The 4,054-nt window shown below is 71.3% G+C and carries 5 protein-coding genes; 3 read left to right on the top strand and 2 right to left on the bottom strand.

The features are described from left to right. Both H3C53_11055 and H3C53_11060 read right to left on the bottom strand, forming a co-directional pair. Positions 1-467, bottom strand: a 467-nt coding sequence (locus tag H3C53_11055) for a tRNA (cytosine(32)/uridine(32)-2'-O)-methyltransferase TrmJ (GenBank protein MBW7917205.1), incomplete at its 3' end; no start/stop codon positions are given. A 115-nt stretch (positions 468-582) separates the two neighbouring features. After that, complete coding sequence (locus tag H3C53_11060; GenBank protein ID MBW7917206.1) at positions 583-837, bottom strand: 30S ribosomal protein S20; 255 nt, start codon at positions 835-837, stop codon at positions 583-585. Between the two features lie 198 nt (positions 838-1,035). Here H3C53_11060 and H3C53_11065 point away from each other — a divergent pair, with 198 nt between their 5' ends. The 3 genes from H3C53_11065 to H3C53_11075 all read left to right on the top strand — a co-directional run. Next, positions 1,036-1,740 carry a hypothetical protein gene (locus tag H3C53_11065; GenBank protein MBW7917207.1) on the top strand — a complete coding sequence of 235 codons (705 nt, stop codon included), beginning with the start codon at positions 1,036-1,038 and terminating at the stop codon, positions 1,738-1,740. Beyond that, a complete protein-coding gene (locus tag H3C53_11070; GenBank protein ID MBW7917208.1) occupies positions 1,737-2,744 on the top strand; it encodes a hypothetical protein in 1,008 nt (335 codons plus the stop codon). Before H3C53_11065 ends, H3C53_11070 begins: the two co-directional genes overlap by 4 nt. A gap of 69 nt (positions 2,745-2,813) precedes the next feature. Then, on the top strand, positions 2,814-4,054 hold a 1,241-nt coding region (locus H3C53_11075; protein ID MBW7917209.1), incomplete at its 3' end, for a DEAD/DEAH box helicase.

Here is a 4,054-nt window from a genome sequence, read left to right on the forward strand (position 1 = left end):
AGGTTGAGCGACGAGAAGTCCACGGTCGGCACGATGATCTGCGCCTGGCACATGGTCAGTTCGTCGTTCGCCAGGCCGTGGTCCTCGGGGCCGAACACCACGGCCGTGCCGGCGACCAGCCGCGGCGCCGCCTGGCGGGGCGTGAGGACGGGGTAGTTCTCCGCCTTGCGCGGCCTGGCGCTGGTGCCGAACACGATGTCGAGGTCGGCGACCGCCTCGCCCAACGTGCCCACCACCCGCGCGGCGTCCAGGACCTCGCCGGCGTGCGTGGCGAGGTCGTAGCTGCGCTTGTCGACACGGCAGCGCGGCGCGACCAACCACAGCTCGCGCAGGCCGAAGTTGAGCATGGCCCGGGCCACCGAGCCGACGTTGGCCGACTCCTTCGTGCGCACGAGGATCACGCGCGGCCCTGCCTGACGCTCCGCCGCGGTCGGCCTCTCCGAACCCTCGCTCGTACCGCCGTTCACGAGCGCGAGCATAACAGCGGGGTCCCCAGGGAGCCAGAACGGGACCGAGCCGACGGCGCTAGGCTCGTCGGCTCGGTCATCCGCTGCGGCCAGCGCGGCCGCGTTTCGCGTGGGTTCAGGCCTTGGGCTGCTGCAGGGCGTTGATGCGCTTGGCGAGGCGCGACTTGCGGCGCGCGGCCGTGTTGGCGTGGAGCAGCGACGACTTGATGGCGCGGTCCACGAGGCCCTGCACGACCTTCTGGTACTTGGCGGCGGCGGCGAAGTCGCCCGCCTCGGCGGCGGCCACCGCCTTCTTGGTGAAGGTGCGGATGGTGCTCTTCTGGGCGCGGTTGGCGAGTCGGCGCTGCTCCGACTGGCGGTGGCGCTTCATCGCGGATGCGTTCTGTGACACGTTACTCCTCGTTCTCAACGCGTGGCCCTGGCGCTGGCCGGGCCGCCTCGGCTGGGGTCATGAGAGCTCCGCTGTGGAGCCGGCAAGTGATGATGCTAGCACACCCCGGGCGCGCGCCTCAAGGTGCGGGCGGCACCCGGCCGTGCCCCGCCGCCGGTAACTGGTAGCGTTCGAGCCATGCTCGACCTGGGGGTGGCGCTCGACCTGATCCGCGACACGCTCACGTTCCGCCCGGGCACCACCGAGCTGCTGAGGCTGGGCGGCAACGCGCTGCGTCTGGCCTTCTGGGTGCTCCTGGCGGCGGGGCTCTCCGAGGCGGTCGGCGAGAGCGTCGTGCTGTTCGTCAACCGCGTCTCGCCCCGGCGCTTCGTCATCTCGCTGCTCATCTCGGCGGTCATCTTCGCCGTCACCTACCTGTTCTTCGCCTTGAGCGTCTACCTGGTGGCGCGCTACGCGTTGGACAGGCAGGTTGCCTTCTCGTTCGTGGCCGGCATCGTGGCGCTCGGGCAGGCGCCGCGCCTGTTCGGCCTGTTCGTGTTCCTCCCCTACCTCGGCTTGCCCGTATCCGTCGCGCTGTGGGCCTGGAGCATCGCCGCGACCGTCCTGGGCGTGGCGGAAGGGCTACGCCTGGCGCCACTCGAGGCGCTCCTGGCCGTGGCGCTCGGCGCGCTGCTTCTCATCACCATGCAGCGGACCGTCGGCCGACCGCTGCTCCTCCTGGCGCGGCTGGTGCGGCGCCAGGCGGCGGGCGTGAGGCTCGTGACCGACGCTCGGGGCTTGCGCGAGCTGATCGACGCCGACCCCGACGCCGGGCTCGCCCCACCGAAGCCGCCGCGCCGCACCCGCGAACGCACGCGCCGATCGGGAGGCGGGCAGCGATGATCGGCGTGGTGGTGGGCACCGTGCTGGCTGCGCTGCTGGTGTCGCTGCTGCTCTCGCCGGTGGAGGCGCTGGGCTGGTGGGCGGGGTGGTACGGAGAGGGGCTCGAGCAGCCGCACGAGGCGAGCACCGCGCCGTACACGCCTATCGGGCCGCGCAAGCAACCCCGGCAGTACGTCGTCTACCTCGACGGCATAGCGAAGGTGGGCGCCGCCAACTACGACGACGTGCAGGGGCTGCTCGACGGGCTGGCGGCGGCGTTGCCCCGCACCGTCATCCTCGGCGACCTGATGCCCTACTCGGTCCGCAACGTCGGCCTGCTCGAGGAGCGCGCGCTGAGCTGGTTCTGGCAGCGCATGTTCCAGTTCAAGCTGGAGCGCCGTCACCCGCTGATCGCGTTCACCATCAACATCCGCAACCTCTTCCAGGTGTTGGTGGCCGCGGATCCGCGCTACGGCAGGGTTTACGGGCGGGGCGAGGCGCAGATCATCCTCACGTCGTTGCTCCGCGCGGGCTACGCCCCGGGGAGCGGCGTGCCTATCACGATCGTCGGCTATAGCGGCGGGGTCCAGATCGGCCTGGCGGCGGCGCCGTTCCTGAAGCGCGCGCTCGGCGCGCCCCTCACGATGGTCTCCCTCGCCGGCGTCATGGCGAGCGAGGCCGGCCTCGACGTGCTCGACCGCCTCTACCACCTCGAGGGCTCCATCGACCACGTGCCGGGGTACGGCCGGGCGCTCTTCCCCGGGCGGTGGCGGGTCATGCGCCGCTCGCACTGGAACCGCCTCAAGGACTCGGGTCGGCTGGTGGAGGTGGCCATGGGACCCATGCGCCACAACGGCGCCGGCAGCTACCTCGACGCAGGGGTACTCCTGAACGGCCGGAGCCACCAGGAGCGCACCATAAGCGTGATCGCGGGCATCCTGCGCGGAGTTGCCACGCGAGGAGCGGAGGGTGGGGAGGCGCCGGTGTCGGGCCCGTCACGGCCTTCCCCACGAGATGGCGTATAGTGACCACCGCTATCCGCTTGCCCTGGGGGTTCTTGGCTGGTGGTTGGCCAGGAAGGATACCTCCAAGTAATGCAAAACGAGACTTCGTTCGACGGGTTCGCTCTGGACCCGCGGGTGGCACTGGGCGTGCGCGCCGCGGGCTACACCAAACCCACTCCCATCCAGGAGCAGACGATCGCGGGCGCCATGAGCGGCCGCCACGTGCTGGGCCTCGCGCAGACGGGCACCGGCAAGACGGCCGCCTTCGTGCTGCCCATACTCCACCGCCTCCTACTGGGTAGCGGTCAGGCGGGTCAGCGCCACGGCGGCCGCGGCACGCGTCGCACGGTGCGCGCCCTCGTGGTGGCGCCCACGCGCGAGCTGGCCGAGCAGATCAACGACGAGTTCCGCACCCTCGGCCAGTCGACCGGCCTGCGGAGCGCCACCGTCTACGGCGGCGTCGGCTTCCAGCCGCAGATCGAGGCCTTGCGGGGCCGCGCCGACATCATCGTCGCCTGCCCCGGGCGGCTGCTCGACCACATGCAGCGCGGCAACGCCGACCTGACGGCGGTCGAGGCGCTCGTGCTCGACGAGGCCGATCACATGTTCGACATGGGCTTCCTGCCGTCCGTGCGGCAGATCCTCAAGGCCGTGCCGCCGGAGGCGCAGCGCCTACTCTTCTCCGCGACGATGCCCTCCGAGGTCGCGTACCTCGCGGACGAGCTCCTGACGGACCCGCTCCGCGTCGAGATCAACCGCGTGGCGCCGGCCGAGACCATCGACCACGCCCTGATCCCCGTGGACGAGGCCAACAAGACGGGACTCCTCCTCGACCTTCTGAAGGACGGCGACCTTCGCTCCGTCCTCGTCTTCACGCGCACGAAGCACCGCGCCAAGCGCCTGGCGGCCACGCTCGACAAGGCCAACCACTTCGTGGCCGAGCTGCAGGGCAACCTGTCGCAGAGGCGCAGGCAGGAGGCGCTCGACGGCTTCAAGCAGGGCAGGTACCACGTCCTGGTGGCCACCGACATCGCGGCGCGCGGCATCGACGTGGCGCGCGTCTCGCACGTGATCAACTACGACTTCCCAGACACGACGGAGGCCTACACGCACCGCATCGGCCGCACGGGCCGCGCCGAGCGCACGGGCGAGGCGCTCACGTTCGTGACGATCAGCGACCTCGACAACGTGCGTCAGCTCGAGCGCCGCCTGCGCATGCGCATCGAGCGGCGCCAGATGGAGGGCTACGCCGGACCGGCCGCGCAGCTCGAGGCCCTCGACGCCACCTCGGACCGTGGTGGCGCCGGCGCCTCGGGTGGGCAGGGCGCGCG

This window comes from Trueperaceae bacterium, from assembly GCA_019454765.1.
GTDB lineage: Bacteria > Deinococcota > Deinococci > Deinococcales > Trueperaceae > JAAYYF01.

Coding starts and splice junctions, on each gene's coding strand:
- H3C53_11060 (MBW7917206.1), bottom strand. CDS start 837: ATGAAGCGCCACCGCCAGTCGGAGCAGCGCCGACTCGCCAACCGCGCC.
- H3C53_11065 (MBW7917207.1), top strand. CDS start 1,036: ATGCTCGACCTGGGGGTGGCGCTCGACCTGATCCGCGACACGCTCACG.
- H3C53_11070 (MBW7917208.1), top strand. CDS start 1,737: ATGATCGGCGTGGTGGTGGGCACCGTGCTGGCTGCGCTGCTGGTGTCG.